The organism is Pseudoalteromonas luteoviolacea CPMOR-1, assembly GCF_001625685.1.
GTDB lineage: Bacteria > Pseudomonadota > Gammaproteobacteria > Enterobacterales > Alteromonadaceae > Pseudoalteromonas > Pseudoalteromonas luteoviolacea_K.
On the sequence record NZ_AUYC01000031.1, the window covers coordinates 101,251 to 120,199 of the forward strand.

The following is an 18,949-nucleotide window of genomic DNA, read 5'->3' on the forward strand; positions in this document are numbered from 1 at the left end:
TTTTTTATGCCTTCTCAAAGTAATCTTGTAAAAAAGCCTTCAGCGATTTTTTGTCTGCCTGACAAATTGCCTGCTCATCCAAAAATGACTGAGTTACTTGCTCATTTAACACAGACTCTTGATAATACTGATAGTCACTTTGCAAATGTGATTGCTTATATTGCTGGGCAAGTACCAATGCCTGCTCTGCAGAATCAGTATCCTGACCGACCAAAGATGCGACAATTTGACCTGAAAAGGTGTCATTAGGGTTATCTACCCATGCCGCTAACTTTGCAATTGTTTTTGAGTAAACACGGTCACCATTCGCACGATCAAACAGCGAAGCAATCTTGGCCAAATCACCAAAGATATTTTTAGCCCACGTTTCTATCGAAATTTGCTTGCCTTGTTGCTGTAAATACGTCGTCGTATCTCGACCTGTGCTAATCACATTTTGTAAATTTTGATCAGATACCTGCTGCTCATTCCAATCCATCTCTGGGGAGTCTTTTAACAAGCAATAAGTGAGAAATACATCCAAAAATCGGATCTGTTCCAAGCTTATCCCTGTTTCAGAAAATGGGTTAACGTCTAATGCACGGATCTCAATATACTCAATACCACCACGAGCCAATGCCTGTGTTGGTGTCTCTTGCGGGTTTGCATTACGTTTTGGTCTAATTGGCGAGTAGAATTCATTCTCGATTTGAAGAATATTCTTATTCAGCTGTTTCGGTGATTCCGCTTGATAATCATCAATATTTTCATATAAGTCAGAGCGACAGCGGATCGCTGTTTGCAACCCTTTGACATATTCTGGCAAACTGTTATACATCACTTTAAGTGAAGACTGTGCGCTGTTGGTATACCCTAAATCACCTAATCGTAATGCGGTCCCTTTATCTAAATATAAAGTGCCTTTACCTGACTCCTTAAACGGTAAATCACTCTGCTTGCCCTGCAAGAATGAACGACACAATGCAGGAGAAGCACCAAACAAAAAGCTAATCAACCACAGCTCTCGTTTAAAGTTACGAATAAGACCGAGATACTTATTAGAGATGAACTCTTGCAATGGGCTGCTATCTTGCTCACTGGCTTTTAACGCATCCCAAAAGCTGTCAGGGAATGACATATTAAAATGCACTCCTGCAATCGCTTGCATCATGCTGCCATAGCGGTTTTTTAGTCCTTCACGGTACAAGGTTTTCATTTTTCCGATATTTGACTCGCCAAATTGTGCCAGCACAATATCGTCTTGCTCTTCAATAAAGCATGGCATACTCATAGGCCAGAGCATTTCATCGCCCATATTCGCTAGCGTGTATTTTTGCAGGTCTCTCAGTTGAGACAAGGTTTGCTCTGCTGAAGTACTGACTGGCGTTATAAACTCAAGCAGCGATTCTGAGAAATCTGTTGTAATTGAGTTATGTGTCAATGGATGCCCAACACCTGCTGGGTGAGATGTTTTAGCAATTTTGCCGGATGGCTGGATCCGTAAAGCTTCTCGTTCAATACCACGCTGAATATCAGTTAAAGAAGAGACAAGCGCAGTGTTGGCAAGTGTTTCTAACTTGCTATCTAAATTAGTGTGTTTCAAAAAAATACCTCGAGGCTCGGATCAAGCTTAAGTTATGCCACATTCAATGGGGGCAAATTTAAAATACTCAAGCCACAATAATGACTTTGCCAAAGTGCTCGCCTTGCTCAACATATTTGTGAGCCAAAGCAATCTCATCTAGCTTAAATTTTTTACTTACAACAAGGTGTACTTGTTGTGTCACGACGGTTTTATACAGCTCATTGAGATGATTTGGATTAGTTTGAACTAAAATTCCTTCCCCCTGAGCACCTAAAGATTCACCATGTTTTATTACAGCATCTTTGGTAATTGAAGGCACAGTCACAAACTTGGTATCAGCCATCAGATTTGATAACATTTTACAAGCAAGCTCCCCACCAACCAAGTCTAATAGTTGCCCTGACCTAGATTCACTAAAAAACTCTTCGTATGACATAACGGTGACGTTAAAGTTCAGCGATGCTATAAGCGCCTTTCGCGTTGTCACTGCCACTATGTCAAATCCTTTTAATGCTGCTAACTGTAATGCTAGGTGACCAACGCCGCCAGTCGGCGCATTTATAAATAATGTGCCCGCATTCACATCCAACTTTTCCAAAGACTGAAGTGCTGTTAATCCTGCTAAACTCAGACCAGCTAAATCCTCAGAAACTTTCGCATCGATCGCAATAAGTTCTTCTCTGTGGGCAGTCACATGCGTTGCATAACATCCAGGCGTTTGAGGAAACCCAACCATCCCCATAACAGTCTCTCCGACAGCCAGATCACTGACGCCTTCACCAACCGCTTCGACAACACCCAGTACATCATAGCCTAACGGTAAAAAAGCATCGTCCGCTTTGGCCTGTGCAACATAACCTAAACCGCAACGAGTTTTCACATCAATGGGGTTGATAGAAGATGAGGTAATACGAATAAAAACTTGTCCGTGTTCAAGCACGGGCTTAGGAATGTGCTTTATTTCTAGTGTATCAGCAGGACCAAAATGTACGACACCCGCCTGTTTATAATTTTTATCCATGTAATGCCATCCAGAACGACTAAATAGCTGTTAAATTTAACATATCAAAGCAAAACCCCCCAAACAACTTTGTCGTGTTCTTCGGGGGGTTCATAACAAATAGTGTCTGGTGCATTAAGCCATCAATGCAAGCGAGTTATTGGCCTGTAAACTCTATTTTATCTTCATTCACATCAACCTTAATAGCTGCATGTCCGCTAAAGTCACCCTGTAACAAACTTTGTGCGAGTGGATTTTCGATATATTGCTGGATAGCACGCTTCAGCGGCCGTGCGCCAAACACCGGATCAAAACCACTTTGCGCTATTTTTTCAAGCGCACTTTCACTCACTTCAAAAGCAAAGCCATTGTCTTTAAGGCGACTAGATAGTTTACCAAGCTGGATCCGAGCAATTTGTTTAATGTGCTCTGTAACCAATGGGTGAAATACCACAGTCTCATCAATACGGTTTATAAACTCCGGTCTAAACTGAGTTGTCAGTACGTCCATCAATTTATTTTTCAACCCTGCATAATCATTACTACTGGCCTGCTCTTGGATCACATCAGATCCTAAATTTGATGTCATAATAATCACCGTATTTTTGAAATCAACAGTGCGACCCTGGCCATCCGTTAAACGACCATCGTCTAGAACCTGTAATAGAATATTAAATACATCAGGGTGTGCTTTTTCTACTTCATCCAACAACACAACCGAATAGGGTCTACGACGCACAGCTTCTGTCAAATACCCACCTTCCTCATAGCCAACATAACCGGGAGGCGCACCGACTAAACGCGCTACAGAGTGCTTTTCCATAAACTCAGACATGTCGATACGCACCATGGCATCCTCAGTATCAAACATGAAATTCGCCAATGCTTTTGTCAGCTCCGTTTTACCCACTCCGGTTGGACCTAAAAATAGAAACGAACCAATTGGTCGATTCGGATCCGCAAGGCCTGCCCGTGAGCGACGGATTGCATTGGCAATCGCATTCACAGCTTCGTCTTGCCCTATCACTTTTTGATGTAATTCATCTTCCATATGAAGGAGTTTTTCACGCTCCCCTTGAAGCATTTTCGCAACCGGAATACCTGTCCAGCGAGACAGAATTTCCGCAATTTCATCTTCTGACACTTGGTTTTTAAGCAAACTCATTTCTTGCATTTCTGCCTGAGATGCCAAGTCTAATTTACGCTCAAGTGCTGGAATACGACCATATTGTAATTCAGACATGCGCTGTAGATCGCTTGCCCTGCGTGCCACTTCTAGATCTAAACGAGCTTGCTCTAGTTCAGCTTTGATGACTTGCGTCCCCTGTAAGGACGCTTTTTCAGCATTCCAAACTTCATCCAGCTCTGTGTATTCAGACTCTAATTGCGCGATAAGTGACTGCATTTCGGTACGGCGCTTTTGACTGGCTTCGTCTTTCTCCTTTGCCAAAGCATTGTCTTCTAATTTTAACTGAATAATACGCCTTTCAAGTTTATCCAGCTGTTCGGGCTTCGAGTCAATTTGCAAACGAATAGATGAACCAGCTTCATCAATAAGGTCAATGGCTTTATCTGGTAACTGGCGGTCACTTATGTAACGATGCGATAAGTTTGCCGCAGCAACAATCGCCGGATCAGTAATATCCACAGAATGGTGCAATTCGTAACGCTCTTTTAAGCCACGCAAAATAGCGATGGTGTCTTCCACTGTCGGTTCTGAAACAAAGACTTTTTGAAAACGTCTTTCCAAGGCTGCGTCTTTTTCAATATACTGACGATATTCATCCAGTGTCGTTGCACCAACACAATGTAGCTCACCACGTGCAAGTGCTGGCTTCAACATGTTGCCCGCATCCATTGCACCATCCGTTTTACCTGCACCAACCATGGTATGGATCTCGTCAATGAATAAAATTACACTGCCTTCTTCTTTGGCCAGCTCATTTAACACTGATTTCAGTCGCTCCTCGAATTCGCCACGGTATTTAGCGCCTGCAACCAATGCCCCTAAATCTAGAGACAAAACACGTTTATGCTTAAGGCCTTCAGGTACTTCGCCATTGATAATGCGTTGCGCTAACCCCTCTACGATGGCTGTTTTACCAACGCCTGGTTCACCGATCAACACAGGGTTGTTTTTAGTTCGACGCTGCAAAACTTGTATCGTGCGCCTAATTTCATCGTCACGCCCGATAACAGGATCGAGTTTGCCTTGCTCTGCACGCTCAGTGAGGTCAATAGTATACTTTTCCAATGCCTGACGCGTTTCTTCAGCATTTGGATCGTCTACTTTTTGCCCACCCCGTATGGCTTTGATGGCCTTTTCAACTTTATCTTGCGTAATATTAAGGGCACGAAATATATCCCCAAGCTCGCCTTTGTCTTCACAGGCTGAAAAAACAAATACCTCGCTAGAGATGTATTTATCTTTGCGCTTTTGAGCATATTTATCACATAAGTTAATTAAGGAAATTAGGTTGTTAGACAGCTGTACATCACCGCCTACCCCCTCGACTTTAAAAAGCCGCTCGATAGACTGAGATAACTTGGTATTGAGCTCATCTGCACTGACACCAGCTTGAGCAAACAGCGCTCTGACACTTGAGCCAGTTTGTTGTAACAATGCATACATTAAATGTACAGGTTCAATGAATTGATGATCTCTGCCTAAAGCAAGAGATTGAGCATCTGACAACGCACTTTGGAATTTGCTGGTAAATCTATCTAAACGCATGAGGCTCCACACCTAAGTAATCTTAACTACTTCTTTAAGTGGGTCCTTTAACGAATTTGTTCAAGTAGCGGATGTAATTTATTTGCGCCAGATCACAGTTGCCATCCGACCACATTGACCATCACGTCGGTATGAAAAGAAGTGTTTTTCGCGCTGATAAGTACAGTGTTCATCGCCATAAATACTATGGATATTGAGTGCATTTAACTGAATACGAGCCAATAAAAAAATATCTGCGAGAAACTTATGCCCGCCGCTTGGCATAAATGCCTGAGCTTGCGACGGCATATTGGATGTAAAAGCCTCTTTGACCTCAGTACCAACTTCAAATGCAGTCGGCCCAATTGCAGGCCCAAACCAAGCCACAACTTCGTTTGGCTGCGCACGAAAACACTTTAACGTATTCGCGATAATGCCTCCAGCCAGAGGACGCCACCCTGCATGAATAGCTGCTACCTCATCACCTTGACGACTTGCCAATAAAATGGGCAAACAATCTGCCGTCATAATCGCTAAGGGCCGCTTTCTTACCCGTGTATATAACGCATCTGCACTGAACGTGTCCTCAGTGGGTGTTTCTGAGTCAACCACCAATACGTCCGTACCATGTACTTGGTTGACCCAAGTTGGTAAAGCCGGTAGGAATTCCGCCAGTCGCCTACGATTACTATTAACATCATCGGCCCTATCACCTACGTGAAGTGCCAAGTTAAATTCATCAAAAGGCGCTTTAGAATAACCACCTAAGCGGGTGCTCGACAAAGCACCGACTTGATTATATACAGGCCATTGAGGCAATCGCATACGCTAGTATTCGATTTGTGGATTAGCTTTTGTATCAGCTCTTAATATCTCAGTCAGCGCTTGCATATCGTCAGGAATTGGTGCTTCCCAAGTCATTTTTTCACCGGTAATTGGATGAGCGATACTGAGCTTAACAGCATGTAGTGCCTGCCTCTTGAAGCCACGTAATGTCTCCAAAAACTCTGCCGAAGCATTTTTCGGAGGACATGGACGACCGTTATATAGTTGATCTCCGATTAATGGATGTTTTAAGTAGGCCATATGTACACGGATCTGGTGTGTTCTACCTGTTTCCAGACGTAACCTAAGTCGCGTATGTGCTCTGAACTTTTCAGCAACACGATAATGTGTAATAGCCGGCTTACCCATTTCGTGGACAGCCATATGGGTACGTTTTGTAGCGTGGCGACCAATTGGCTTCTCAATAACACCACCAGCGGTCATTGTTCCATTACAAATTGCTTCGTACTCACGGGTGAAATGAGTACGCGCTTGCAAGTTTTTAACCAAGTGCGTTTGCGCCTGAATAGTTTTCGCCACCACCATCAAGCCAGTAGTGTCTTTATCTAGACGATGCACGATACCAGCACGAGGCACATTGATAATATCCGGATGATGATACAATAACGCATTTAAAACGGTACCATTAGGGTTGCCTGCACCTGGATGCACCACTAAACCCATAGGCTTATTAATGACCAGAATATCGTCATCTTCATAAACAATATCCAATGCAATATCCTGCGCTTCGTATTCACGCTCTGCTTCTATTTGTGTTTCAATCTCTACGACTTCACCACCAAACAGCTTTTCTTTGGGCGTGCTCAACATTTGACCATTCACAGTCACTTTTTCATCCAAGATCCACGTTTTTATTCTAGAACGTGAAAAATCAGGGAACAATTGCGCTAATATTTGGTCTAGACGTTTACCGCCTAACTCGATTGGCACTTCGGCTTGTAGAGAAATTTGCTCTGACATGTGTAACTTTACCTAAATTACCAGTGCAAGCCTCGCTCGACTGGGTTAGAATCGCATAAATGCATAGTTTACTCGGTTTTACCGACTTGGCCTAGCCGAAGACAACGAAGGTAGTAAAATAAAATGATAATGAAGTTGGGAAAACGCGCTGCAGCAGTATTTATTAGCGCATCTATACTAGGATTAGCCGCATGTTCTTCAGCACCAGAACAAGAAGAAATTGAACGTGTACCAAACAAATCTGTTCAAGCTTTGTATGAAGATGCCAAACGCACATTAGACTCAGGCCTATATGCCAGAGCAATTCAATTATTAGGTGCGATTAACGCACGTTACCCGTTTGGGCCATACTCTAGACAAGTACAAATGGATTTGGTTTATGCACACTACCAAACAGGCAATATCGACCAAGCACTTGCCACGGTTGATCGCTTCATTCGATTAAATCCAAATCATAAAAACTTAGATTACATGTATTACATGCGCGGCTTGATCAACATTAAAGCTGATGAAAATGCGTTTCAGGAGTATTTTGGTGTAGATAGAGCTGACCGTGATGTAAGTAAATCACGCGTTGCTTTTCAAGACTTATCGACTTTGGTCAAAAGCTATCCGGACAGCGAATATACCCCTGAAGCAAAGAAACGATTAGCGTGGCTACTCAACAAAATGGCACGTTATGAACTGAAAATTGCCAACTATTACTTCGAACGTGAAGCATACTTAGCCGCTGCAAATCGTGGCAAGTATGTTGTGGAGCATTATTCACAAAGCAGTTATTTACTTGAAGCTTTGGATATGATGGAAAAAAGCTACGAAAAACTTGGGTTAACTGAATTAAGTGAAAACGTCAGGAAGACTAAGGCGCTTAACCAACGTTAAATGCATCGGATCAGGCATCTTAGATTTGATGCCTGATCATACTGACTGACTTTAAATTGCTTCTTCGTCTTCTTCGCCAGTACGGATCCTTACTACACGCTCTACTTCAGTGACAAAAATCTTACCATCACCGATTTTACCGGTTTGAGCTGTTTTTAAAATAACATCGATTGCGCGATCAACATCTTCTTCAGCAAGCACAATATCTAGTTTTACTTTAGGTAGGAAGTCAACCATATACTCCGCACCACGATATAACTCAGTATGGCCCTTCTGGCGCCCAAAGCCTTTCACTTCACACACCGTCATGCCAGTAATACCGATATCAGACAGGGCTTCCCTTACATCATCCAACTTAAATGGTTTAATTATTGCTTCAATCTTCTTCATGATTATCATGCTTCCTCTGGTAATGGGTCGATTTTAGACAATAGGGGCAAGCATGGCAAACATAGCTGTTGAATAATATATTGAAAAAGCGCAAAATAAACTATCGACATCTGCCTATTTTGGGAGCTGATTATGCGACATCAACAGGGCATGAGCTTAATAGAATTGCTAATCACAGTGGCAATCTTAGGCACCTTAGCTAGCCTCACATTTTTCTTTACGAGCTCTACATATCAAGAGAATCGTGCACAAAGTTTTTTACTCGAACTAAAGCGCAGTGTCACTTTTGCTAGAGCGAAGGCAACTGCCAGTGATGAAATCGTCATTGTCTGCCCAGCTTTAGAGACTCAGCTGTTACAAAATCAAGACTTCACTTGTAGAACCGATTGGAAAAGCAATCGCATTGCGATATTTGTAGACCGAGATAACAATGGAGCATATACGGTCAATACCGATGATTTGCTAAGGGTTATGGAAAAGGTTACAGATATTGATGATTTAGAATACCCTGTTGCATCATTAAAGTTTGACTCTAGTGGTCGATTAGGCAATGGACAAAATGGCGTATTTGTATATTGCCCTGAAGGCGCAGCAACAAAAAACCAAAGCTTAAGCATCACACAAGCGGGGACCGCTTTGTTCACAGGTAATACTACGCAAACATGCACAGGATGATAAATAATAAGGTATAAATTAACTTTTTCATCTCACACTCCTTTAGAGTGTTTACAAAGCATAATTATAACCCACTAAAAGACGGCCAAATGAGTTAGACCTCCCCTCAAAATCACCCCTATCACGTATTGTAATCATTTACTAAAGGACTGGGGATAATGAACAAAATGCAGCGGTTCACATGCGGATTTTCACTATTCGAATTCATCATTGCACTCTCCATTTGTGCCATTGTGGCCACACTATCCATACCCTCGATGACAGAGATCTCCACCACAAATAGAGCAAAACATGCGCTTATGTACCTAGACAGGCTCGTCAGTTATGCGCGACTGAAAGCCGTATACTCAGGTGAACGCATTACTTTATGCCCATTGGTCGCTAATTGCTGTGTACGACACTTTTGGCACCAAGAATTGACTTTATTTATCGATAGGGGCGCTTTAAAGTGCTTCGATAACAAAGACACCATTTTAACTGTAAGCCATAAAATTCACCCGCTAGACGAGTTGACTTATCAAAGAAGTGCCCTGACCTTTATTCATACGGGCACACTTTGGGGGCTTGGTAATGGGACCTTTACATACTGTGTTAAACGCAAAGATGGACGCAAATTTGGTAAAGCGCTTTCAATCAGTACCACAGGGCGGACGCGGCTTAAAGACACATCAAAATGTGACTAGCGACTAGCGCTCCCAGCAATGATCTGCAGTCGCAGTGCCTGTCACCGTTTTTATGCCCAAATTATTAACCGATAGAGAGGTGCATTCTAAGTCACCTTTCACGGGGCCATTTGCAGCAGTCGCTGTCAAAGTATATCCGCCATTACTTAAAGCAACTGTAATGTTGAAATACCCATTTTCACTTGTAGAAGGTACGCCAATATCACTCAAGTTACTGGCATACTCTCGATTATCTACAAAATACTGTTCTTGCTTATTCGCTGCATCAAGCAAAATGGTCATTGCATCCGCCCTAGCACCCCGTTTGATATAACTTGAGTAATTAGGATACGCTAGAGATGCGAGCACCCCAACAATAGCGACCACTATCACCAACTCTATCAAAGAAAAGCCAGCGACTGAGCGAATTCTATTTTTCATCGTTATCCTCTTTTTTATAGATATACAGCTGTCTCGTTTCATACGTAATCGTCAATGGCGAAACACCAGGCACATTCGCAGAGCCGTCTTTGTTTTTGTATACATTGGGTGGCTCAAGCTTTTGTGGGTCAATTCCATCAGCAGGATTGCCGCCAAACATCTCGTCCACAGCATCTTCTTTTATCACCGTTGGACTGATGATCTTCGCTTTCACTGTTTTTTTCTTGGTGATGGGGTCTTCGTATACATCGTAATGCGTGCGCGGCGTATCCGGCAGTGTCGCAGTAGTACGATAACGGCGTTTTTGGAATACTTGCATACCATAATGTAAGTGTACAATATACAAATAACCTGTCCCTTCCCCAATCGCACACTGGTTTTCTGAGACCGTTGTCGGTGAGAAAGAGGTGAAATACGCTAATCCCCCAATTGCGGTTGCTGCCGACAGCGATTTTTCACCAGATTGCAGCTTAATTTTCCACCCTTTCGCTTGGCCCAATTCGGCTTCTTTATCCGTAAAATCTTCATAACTGTCTAAATTCGCCTTAAATGGGTCGTTTGTGACATTAAATAAATTACTTGCCCGTATCACGCTTGGCGTATTTTGTGAGGTGAAGGTCTGAGTTTTGGTATTTTCATCCCTCACCATAAATAAGAAGTTTTTAACATGAGTTGAAGTCGGCTTAGCTCGATTACCACTGCCAATCAAAATTCCCTCGTAGGGTACATCCCTTCTTACCTTGGTGGGGATACCATCAATTATTTCCACAGTGACCTTACTAAAGTAAGTCCTTGCTATCATTGGACGGTAGAAAAACCTGCGTTTCGCGTCATCATTGCCACCGCTTAAGTTTGCTAACATAAAGTGTGACCAAGGGGCATCTTCATCATTGGGTGAACTACTTGGTAAGTCTACACGCCAGATCCCTCCTCCGGTGTCCGCAGCATAAATCCTATCGACAAAGCCATCGTAATCGGAGTCCAATACACTGACATCAGCAGCAATACTATGCTCGCCTTTAAAGCCCGTATCCGGTGTCAACGTCCATACCGGCTTACCACTTTCTAAGTCAACAATGTAAATGCCCCTGCCCTTATTGTCATTTGAAAATAAGGCACTGTCTTTGTTGGTATCATAGCCCGCACCAAATATGAGAACTGGTTTATCCGGTTGCGCAGTGATAAAAGAAACCACAGGCTTTGACCATGACTGACCTAATTCTTTATAGTCCCCTACTCCACCTTGAATTGGGCCACCCCATAGCATTCTGGGCTGATCAGGCGACGTGATATCAAAGGCAAAATATTCATTTCCCCCTCTACGCATGCCCGCTATTAACCAGACCTTTTCACCTGAATCGACAACCCCGCTGTCATTTTTATCCCAAAAATAAACGGTGATTGGCCCATCCATACCATATAATTTTGTGTCCTGTCTGCGGTCTCTCAGCGGCTTAATAATATCTAGCAGTGAATTGGGAATAAACGCCCAGCTTTCTTCAACCGTATCGCCTTTATCTTTGAACATATGTAAGAAGCCAGCATTGGTGCCCACGATCACTCTCAAATCATTGTTACCATAATCAATCGTAACCGGTCTTGAGTGAAGTGGATCACCAAAGATATCTTTGCGCCTCTCGATGGTATTGCGGTTACCATTTTGGTCATCAACATCCTGACCTCTTGCCCAAAGCATGGTTTTTTCTACTTCAGCGGTTGAAGTACCAAATTTCGCCGCTAACTTAGTCAATGAACCTTGATGCGCCGTTAATGCGGTTGAGTAGTCAAAATTGTATAAAGCGCCTTTACCAAAATCAGAGAACAGTCGACGAGTAGTCTGTCGCTCTGTCAATTGATAGTTGATCCCGCCCTCTAAAACAACATTGCCATCTTTGCTGCTAGGGGCAGACCAATAGGTTGTTACTGACTTGTCAATTTGACCTTGGTCATTGATTGCATTGGCTGTGCTGTTCGAACCATGCACTATGCCACCTGTCACTTTTAACTTTTTAAGGTTTCCCGCCCAGCGCGTATGCGTCTCCGGATAAAACATCGTAAAGTAAACCGAGTCGCCGCTGCGGCTTAAATCTGAGCTACTGGTCGATACTGACGGAGAAGAAAAGCTATCGCTTTGTTCTCTAATTTTAGAGATGGTTAATTTCAGTGCTTCTGAAAGTTGAGAAGCGGTATTGGCATGAAGGTATGCGCCCCCGCCATCAATCTCACCCGTTTGTTTCAGTAGCGCCTTACCGGCATTAGACATACCCGTACCAAAGCCTATGGTGTATACGCGTGCAAAATCTTGTTTATCTGAAGTTGTAGGGTATAAATCGACTTGGGTTTCCGCCGTGCCGCGCATTAATTTAGCCAGCGAATTTAGGTAACTATTGGATACGGTCGTAGGGTATGAGCCAAATTTATTGTAGTGCTCCGTGGCAATTGCTGAGTTCTTACCACTATCACTTGTCGGGTCACCATCTGTCATTAATATAATGTTGGTTGATGTGTCACAGCGCTCAGGATCGCCAGAGACTGGCGCAAATGGCGACTTATAACGCCCGTTTGACTCAATGGTCTTATCGCGGTTATTACCGCCGTTGTAACCATAATCAATTGCCCTGCCGGTCAGGTATAAATAAGCTTCCCAAAGCGTCTCTGCAAGCGGCGTACTGCCACTGGCTCGCAAACTGTTTATTTTACTTATAACCACACTCGGGTCAGCACCGATGCCATTAAGCACATAACCACCAGAGCTGGAGTACAAACGCATTAAACCAAAGTCAAAGTCTGGGTTATCATTGACCAAAGAGACCATCGCATCTTGCGCGACTTTCAATCGGCTATCACCGCAATTTACCGAACGATAGCGTCCATTTATGTACTTATAACATGTTTTAGACGTTTTCGAGGTGTCAAAACAATCTACAGAACGTAGTCGCCAATTTTTGTATTCATAGCACCGTCTCCCATCATTGACATCCCAAGCCATACTGCCTGAGGTATCAAAAATCACTATCACGCGGGACTTTTCCGAGCCACTCACATCATGTTTAACATAGAGCTCGATGTCCTCAGCATATACTGCACCGCTTATCAGCAGACAGAAGCATAGTAGTCGTTTAAAATACATCATTGATTTGCCTTAACATCTTGAATTTCTTGACCAATACCAATAACTACTGTCACTTTGTGACGACCTTGGTCGCCATATTCGACAGAGCTAGTTAGCTCAGTCATGTTACAGACAACACCCTCGGTATAGCCATATATACGAGGGCACGGTACTTCTAACTGTCCTTTGTTTAAATTTCTTAACTCATAATCAACAGGGCTTTCTTGGTTTTCATTATCAAACTTATGCACACCATTGTCGTTCGCATCAATTTTGCCATTGGTTAAGTGGAATTTACTCGCGCCAAACAACTGCTTTTGTTCTTTTACTAAGCGTTGCACTTCACCCATTAGGTAGGCTTCAGCTGTCTCTCGTTCTTGAGCTGCATTGGTGATCTTAATATCCAATGTGCTGCTGCTCATCAAAGTAACTGCGATACTCGTCACAGCCACAATGAGTACCATTGATACGATTAATACCATACCTTGCTGCTTCGATTGCCCTACCATGCTGACGACCCCATGTTGTATAGCTGTACTGTTGTAGAAAATACGGTTCTACGATAACTATCAGAAAATGAATGAATCACTTTATCTGTATCATTTCCTAAGGTATATGTTTGATTATTTAATTTGATGCCAGGATCTGGCTCCAATGACCGAACCAACACAATCACTTGAACAGTCAGGACACCTTCAGACCTTTCCCAATCTGCTGCCGTCATTTTCTTCACACTACGGTAACCATCAACTCGGCTATCACCATCAATATCAATACCAAATAAAAACCGTATATCCTCAACCCCTTCAATGACGGTTTCAGTCGTCATTTGCCCATTGACGGTTAACCTTTTCCTCATCAATACAGGGATCGTGATCGGGGTGCTATCAATGGTGATTTGTTGATCAGCGATATAGTAAACGTGATGACTATAAGGCCACAGTGTTGAGTTTACATTGGGCAAAGCAACAATATTAGGGCCTGCAATGAATTCCGCTTGTTCCTGCTGAGCGATAAAATAATACTTGTTTGCGTTCACGGCACCCACGGCAATTTGTTCACCCTCTAGGAACTTAAGCTGCAAAACCTCAGTATTCTTTTTCGCACCAGTGATACACCCTAGCGCATTGCCGTTGGTAGTGAAATCTGCATAAATTGGACGAAAGTTGGTCGGTGTGACATCTGGAAAGCTGCCATTATTCAAGCCGCCAAAGCAATCTCCAGCGGGGTTTGCAGGGCCCGTTGAGTTATCACTGCTAAAACTCTTATCATAAAAAGTGCCCCAAAACCCTATTTGCTCCAAATCCCTACGCAACAAGGTTAGTGACAAACGACCAATTTCTTGAAGTTCACCAATGGCCATGGTGTCTTTTGTCGTAACACGCATACTGACATAAGTAGCTACAACACCACCGAGCAAAATTGCACCAATGAATAGTGAGATTAATATTTCAATTAAAGTAAATCCACGCTGGCGCATCCTTAGCTCCTCACAAGCACAAAACTAGATAAAGACACCAGCCTTCTGTAATCATCTTTTGTACCACAGTTAATATTGGAGGTCGCGCTATTCGCCTTTATTGCTTGCCTGCCAACCCAAGTTACGGTAACAGTGACTTCAAACCCATCCCCATCTCTGACCGGGGTAATACACACCGTTGTGTCATCTAATGACCCGGTATTTTCTTTTGCTCTGATCGCTTGCTTCCATTGTTCTTTATCTAAATTAGCAATAGCTTGATTATTACAAAAATTCGAAAAACACGTTGTGTCTGTATTAAGTTGAGTTTGGCTTGTAAATGACCCGCCGTACAGGTCTATCATCGCAGACGTGTCGTTAGAGCGGATCCGTTGAATAATATCGCCAGCAAGTGCCACAGCTGCCGCTCGTTGCATTGAGTCAAAGCTAGCCTGCTTTGCCTTAGCTTGCAAAGCAACTGCACCAAGAAGCCCAAAGCTCAGCACCATAAAGGCGACGACCGCCTCTAATAAAGTGAACCCTGACTGGACTTTTTTTGGAAACGAATTACCCATGAAAAAAACTCAATGTATACTCTAATCTACATCTTATCGCTTTTTCGGTGTAACCAAATAGTCAAATGACTAAACGGTCAATCAATGTGGGTCAGTGGTTAAAACACAGATTTTAGGCTCGCATATGCACGTCGACTCACCATCACAGGGTCGTCTATCCCATCTAAAATAACTTTATGAGTCCCTTCATGACTCTCCAGCCTGACAATACTTGCTTTTTTAACAATCGTATTTCTGTGTACTTGTATAAAGTGATGTGGAAACTCAGCTAACAGTTTCTTAAGTGGGGTATCAATCAATGCATCCCCTCCTTCGAAGTAGATATGTGTATACCTATCATCCGTTTGAGCAATTAAAATATCAGGCACATTTACCCACCTAATATCATGGCCAACTTGATACTGTATTTTCGCCAATGTATCCGGGAAAAGATGATTCATTAACTCAGATATTTGTGTGCTATCAATGGGTTTTACTAAATAGCCAGAAGCATAGATTTGATATGCTTCCAACGCGTGCTCAGGGTAAGCCGTCACATAGATAAGCTTAATGTTCACGTTACTATCACGTAGCTTTTTTCCCAGTTCAATACCGTCCATACCAGGCATTGAAATATCCAAAAAAATGAGCTCAGGCTCCAGGGAGTCTACTAATTGTAATGCATGTTGCCCATCTTGCGCTTCTCCAACACACTCTAGTACTTCGAACTCTTTCAATAACCTTTGTATACGTCGACGGGCAATCGGTTCGTCATCTACTACCAGATATTTCATTCAAAGCTCCTAGCGGCAACATCAATGTCAGAAAGAATCTACCACTTTTTTGCGATGTCTTCAAAGATGCTTTGTCTCCATAGTAAATGACTAATCGACGACGAATATTTGCCAAAGCAATACCTTGGCCAGAGCGAGATTGAGATCCTTGAATATATGGGTTATCGACTTTAAGCACCAACCGACCTTCGACACAGCGTATATCTATATTAATTTTTCCGCCCCTCAAGGCAGGCTCAATGCCATGAACCACTGCATTTTCTACCAACGGCTGTAGAAGTAAAGCTGGCACTCGTATATCTAAGTTGATGTTATCTGCAGACCAATCCACATTAAGGCGATGTTCAAACCGATACTTCTCAATAGCCAAATAGCCTTTTGTCAAAGATAATTCCTGACCTAAGCTGTGCGTTTTCCCGCTTGAAAAAGCAACTTGCATCAGTTTAGCCATGGTCAAAGCAGCTTCTTCAGCATCATCGGGGTTTTCATGACACAGCTCAGCTAACGTGTTCAAAGCATTGTGTAAAAAATGGGGACGAATTCTTGCCTGCAAGGCTTCTAATTCGGCATTGGCAGCGTGCGCAATGGTATTCAAGTTATCTATATAAATGGCCATGAAATGCATCAGCAATATAACCACAAAGCCACATATGGCGTTATTGTTGAATACAAACGCCCAATCTATCGGATCAACGGGGGAAAAAAGAGAATATTGTACTAATAAACTAGAGAGGATACAGACTGACTGAAAAAAAATAAGCACAATGGTCAGTTCGGTTCTAAACGCCAGTGCTTTAGCGTACTTCACGACAACTGCAATTAAAGCAAGGGTAATAAATGCGTTCGCATGGGTGAAAAGGCTGACTAAGCCCAAACTCAACCAGAAGTCTTTGCCGCTGGATAAGGTATAAATAAAGGCGACTGCCTGCGAGGCAATAATCATCGCGAGGATGCCACGCTCGGAAAGCATCGCCTTAAACAAACCACGGTCAATCGAAGCCGAATTAACCCATGGAGTCATGTATTATCTCAGCTCAACAGGCACTGCAAACACCACATTCTCTTCTTGACCTGGGTTTTCTACAACCGTTTGGCCACCTAACTCTTTCAAGCGAGCAATCACCTGCTGAACAAGTACTTCAGGAGCAGACGCTCCAGCAGTCACGCCTACACGCTCAACCTGTTCAAACCACTCTGAAGAGATGTTTTTTTCATCATCGATAAGATGCGCAGGCGTGCCCATTTTATCAGCAAGCTCACGTAATCGGTTTGAGTTAGAGCTATTTTTAGCCCCCACCACTAATAACAAATCAACCTTATCGGCCAAATCTCGCACCGCGTCTTGACGATTCTGGGTTGCATAGCAAATATCATCTTTTCGCGGTCCATGAATATCAGGGAACTTTTCACGAAGCGCATCTATTACATCAGCCGTGTCATCAACAGACAAGGTTGTTTGGCTACAGTAGAACAAATTGCTGGCATCTTTCACTTCTAAAGAAGCAACGTCTTCAGGTGTTTCGACAAGATATATCCCACCACTGGCATTGTCATACTGCCCCATCGTGCCTTCGACTTCGGGATGCCCATTATGGCCAATTAATATACATTCAGTGCCTTTTCTGCTCGCTCTGGTCACTTCCATATGTACTTTAGTCACCAAAGGGCATGTTGCATCAAAGACTTTTAACTCACGTCGTTTAGCTTCCTGCCTCACTTGTTGTGATACACCATGCGCGCTAAAGATAACAATACTGTCGTCCGGAACTTGATGCAACTCTTCAACAAATACAGCGCCCCTGTCTCTCAGGCCATTGACGACATATTTGTTGTGTACTACTTCATGGCGAACATAAATTGGTTTTTCAAAGATATCTAATGCGCGTTCTACAATGCTAATTGCTCTGTCAACACCAGCACAAAAGCCACGCGGATTAGCTAACAAGATTTCCATTAACTATGAACCTCTAAGATATCTACTTCAAATGTAACTATTTGTCCTGCCAGAGGGTGATTAAAATCAACAGTCACAGAGTCACCTGCCACTTCCCTAATTAACCCAGGTAACTCAGTACCGTCAGGCTGTGTAAAGGCAATAATACTACCAACTTCAGCAGGCGTTTCGCTACCAAACTTAGTGCGATCTAAATAATAAATGTTATCTGGGTTTGGCATCCCGAATGCATCTTCAGGTTGCAGTTTGAAGGTTTTATTATCACCCTCTTTTAACCCCAACAAACAGTTCTCAAAATTTTCGGTGAGGCTTCCATCTCCCATAAACAACTTCGCAGGCTTATTATCCACCTTTGTCGAGTCAGCAGCAGATCCGTCTTCTAGCTTGATAGAATAATGAAACAGAACTTCTGATTTTGGGCCTATGACTTGTTCACTCACGCCTCTGTCTCCCGAGAATTGGTTTTATCACCAAAAAATGCATCAAAAAGCAGTAAACCAGCACCACCTACAATCGCCATGTCAGCAACATTAAAAGCAGGATAATGCCAATCTTGATAATAAAAATGTAAAAAGTCGACTACGTAACCCAATGTTACGCGGTCATATAAATTTCCAATAGCGCCTGCAAGCACTAAAGAGTATGCGCCGCAAAGTACCCAATTATTAGCACGTAGGTTTTTAAGCCAAACCACTAATAACACGCTGATCACGACAGCAATACCACTGAGAAACCACCTTTGCCAACCACCTGCTTCACTTAAAAAACTAAATGCAGCACCGTAGTTATGCATATATGTGAAATTAAAAAATGGCAGCAGCTCGATAGATTCATACAGTTTCATATTCGCGACAACTAATGCTTTTGTGACATAGTCTACTGCAAAAAGCAGTAGACTGAGCCATAACCACACTAGACCACTTCGTTCGGTGATTTTGGTCAC

The 18,949-nt window shown here is 42.9% G+C and carries 19 protein-coding genes; 3 read left to right on the forward strand and 16 right to left on the reverse strand.

Annotated features, from left to right (window positions below):
* Positions 1–4 precede the first annotated feature (4 nt).
* The 5 genes from gshA to rluD form a co-directional block, all read right to left on the reverse strand.
* Positions 5–1,582 (reverse strand): glutamate--cysteine ligase, encoded by a 1,578-nt coding sequence (gshA, locus tag N473_RS13560; protein ID WP_063368375.1) that lies wholly within the window; start codon positions 1,580–1,582, stop codon positions 5–7.
* Between the two features lie 67 nt (positions 1,583–1,649).
* Positions 1,650–2,585 carry an NADP-dependent oxidoreductase gene (locus tag N473_RS13565; protein ID WP_063368376.1) on the reverse strand — a complete coding sequence of 312 codons (936 nt, stop codon included), beginning with the start codon at positions 2,583–2,585 and terminating at the stop codon, positions 1,650–1,652.
* 136 nt (positions 2,586–2,721) lie between these two features.
* Positions 2,722–5,298: an ATP-dependent chaperone ClpB gene (clpB, locus tag N473_RS13570; protein WP_063368377.1), complete on the reverse strand. Its 2,577-nt coding sequence runs from the start codon at positions 5,296–5,298 to the stop codon at positions 2,722–2,724.
* Between the two features lie 78 nt (positions 5,299–5,376).
* Positions 5,377–6,102: a peptidoglycan editing factor PgeF gene (gene pgeF, locus N473_RS13575; protein ID WP_063368378.1), complete on the reverse strand. Its 726-nt coding sequence runs from the start codon at positions 6,100–6,102 to the stop codon at positions 5,377–5,379.
* Positions 6,103–6,105: 3 nt separating this feature from the next.
* Positions 6,106–7,083: a 23S rRNA pseudouridine(1911/1915/1917) synthase RluD gene (gene rluD, locus N473_RS13580; protein ID WP_063368379.1), complete on the reverse strand. Its 978-nt coding sequence runs from the start codon at positions 7,081–7,083 to the stop codon at positions 6,106–6,108.
* A gap of 123 nt (positions 7,084–7,206) precedes the next feature.
* On the opposite strand from rluD, the gene N473_RS13585 reads away from it, so the two are divergent.
* Entirely contained in the window at positions 7,207–7,965 is a 759-nt protein-coding gene (locus N473_RS13585; RefSeq protein WP_063368380.1) for an outer membrane protein assembly factor BamD, read from the forward strand.
* 51 nt (positions 7,966–8,016) lie between these two features.
* Here the strand turns inward: N473_RS13585 and glnB are convergent, their stop codons facing one another.
* Positions 8,017–8,355, reverse strand: coding sequence for a nitrogen regulatory protein P-II (gene glnB / locus N473_RS13590; protein WP_010382451.1), 339 nt, complete (start codon positions 8,353–8,355; stop codon positions 8,017–8,019).
* A gap of 132 nt (positions 8,356–8,487) precedes the next feature.
* On the opposite strand from glnB, the gene N473_RS13595 reads away from it, so the two are divergent.
* Positions 8,488–9,030: a pilus assembly FimT family protein gene (locus N473_RS13595; RefSeq protein WP_039608661.1), complete on the forward strand. Its 543-nt coding sequence runs from the start codon at positions 8,488–8,490 to the stop codon at positions 9,028–9,030.
* 158 nt (positions 9,031–9,188) lie between these two features.
* A complete protein-coding gene (locus N473_RS13600; RefSeq protein WP_081221172.1) occupies positions 9,189–9,713 on the forward strand; it encodes a GspH/FimT family pseudopilin in 525 nt (174 codons plus the stop codon).
* Between the two features lie 3 nt (positions 9,714–9,716).
* Here the strand turns inward: N473_RS13600 and N473_RS13605 are convergent, their stop codons facing one another.
* From N473_RS13605 to lspA, 10 genes are all read right to left on the reverse strand, one after another.
* Positions 9,717–10,133: a type IV pilin protein gene (locus N473_RS13605; protein WP_152614482.1), complete on the reverse strand. Its 417-nt coding sequence runs from the start codon at positions 10,131–10,133 to the stop codon at positions 9,717–9,719.
* Positions 10,123–13,266 carry a pilus assembly protein gene (locus N473_RS13610; protein ID WP_331248456.1) on the reverse strand — a complete coding sequence of 1,048 codons (3,144 nt, stop codon included), beginning with the start codon at positions 13,264–13,266 and terminating at the stop codon, positions 10,123–10,125. The genes N473_RS13605 and N473_RS13610 overlap by 11 nt, the downstream gene beginning before the upstream one ends.
* Positions 13,263–13,754, reverse strand: coding sequence for a pilus assembly PilX family protein (locus N473_RS13615; protein ID WP_039608659.1), 492 nt, complete (start codon positions 13,752–13,754; stop codon positions 13,263–13,265). The genes N473_RS13610 and N473_RS13615 overlap by 4 nt, the downstream gene beginning before the upstream one ends.
* Positions 13,748–14,725 carry a PilW family protein gene (locus N473_RS13620; RefSeq protein WP_039608658.1) on the reverse strand — a complete coding sequence of 326 codons (978 nt, stop codon included), beginning with the start codon at positions 14,723–14,725 and terminating at the stop codon, positions 13,748–13,750. Before N473_RS13620 ends, N473_RS13615 begins: the two co-directional genes overlap by 7 nt.
* Positions 14,726–14,727: 2 nt before the next feature.
* On the reverse strand, positions 14,728–15,279 hold the full coding sequence (pilV, locus tag N473_RS13625) for a type IV pilus modification protein PilV (RefSeq protein ID WP_063368383.1): 552 nt from the start codon (positions 15,277–15,279) through the stop codon (positions 14,728–14,730).
* Between the two features lie 98 nt (positions 15,280–15,377).
* Positions 15,378–16,052, reverse strand: a complete 675-nt coding sequence (locus tag N473_RS13630; RefSeq protein WP_063368384.1) for a LytR/AlgR family response regulator transcription factor — start codon at positions 16,050–16,052, stop codon at positions 15,378–15,380.
* Complete coding sequence (locus N473_RS13635) at positions 16,030–17,073, reverse strand: sensor histidine kinase (RefSeq protein WP_063368385.1); 1,044 nt, start codon at positions 17,071–17,073, stop codon at positions 16,030–16,032. Before N473_RS13635 ends, N473_RS13630 begins: the two co-directional genes overlap by 23 nt.
* 3 nt (positions 17,074–17,076) lie before the next feature.
* Complete coding sequence (gene ispH / locus N473_RS13640) at positions 17,077–18,006, reverse strand: 4-hydroxy-3-methylbut-2-enyl diphosphate reductase (RefSeq protein WP_063368386.1); 930 nt, start codon at positions 18,004–18,006, stop codon at positions 17,077–17,079.
* Positions 18,006–18,446, reverse strand: coding sequence for an FKBP-type peptidyl-prolyl cis-trans isomerase (gene fkpB / locus N473_RS13645; protein WP_039608654.1), 441 nt, complete (start codon positions 18,444–18,446; stop codon positions 18,006–18,008). The genes ispH and fkpB overlap by 1 nt, the downstream gene beginning before the upstream one ends.
* Positions 18,443–18,949, reverse strand: coding sequence for a signal peptidase II (gene lspA / locus N473_RS13650; RefSeq protein ID WP_063368387.1), 507 nt, complete (start codon positions 18,947–18,949; stop codon positions 18,443–18,445). Before lspA ends, fkpB begins: the two co-directional genes overlap by 4 nt.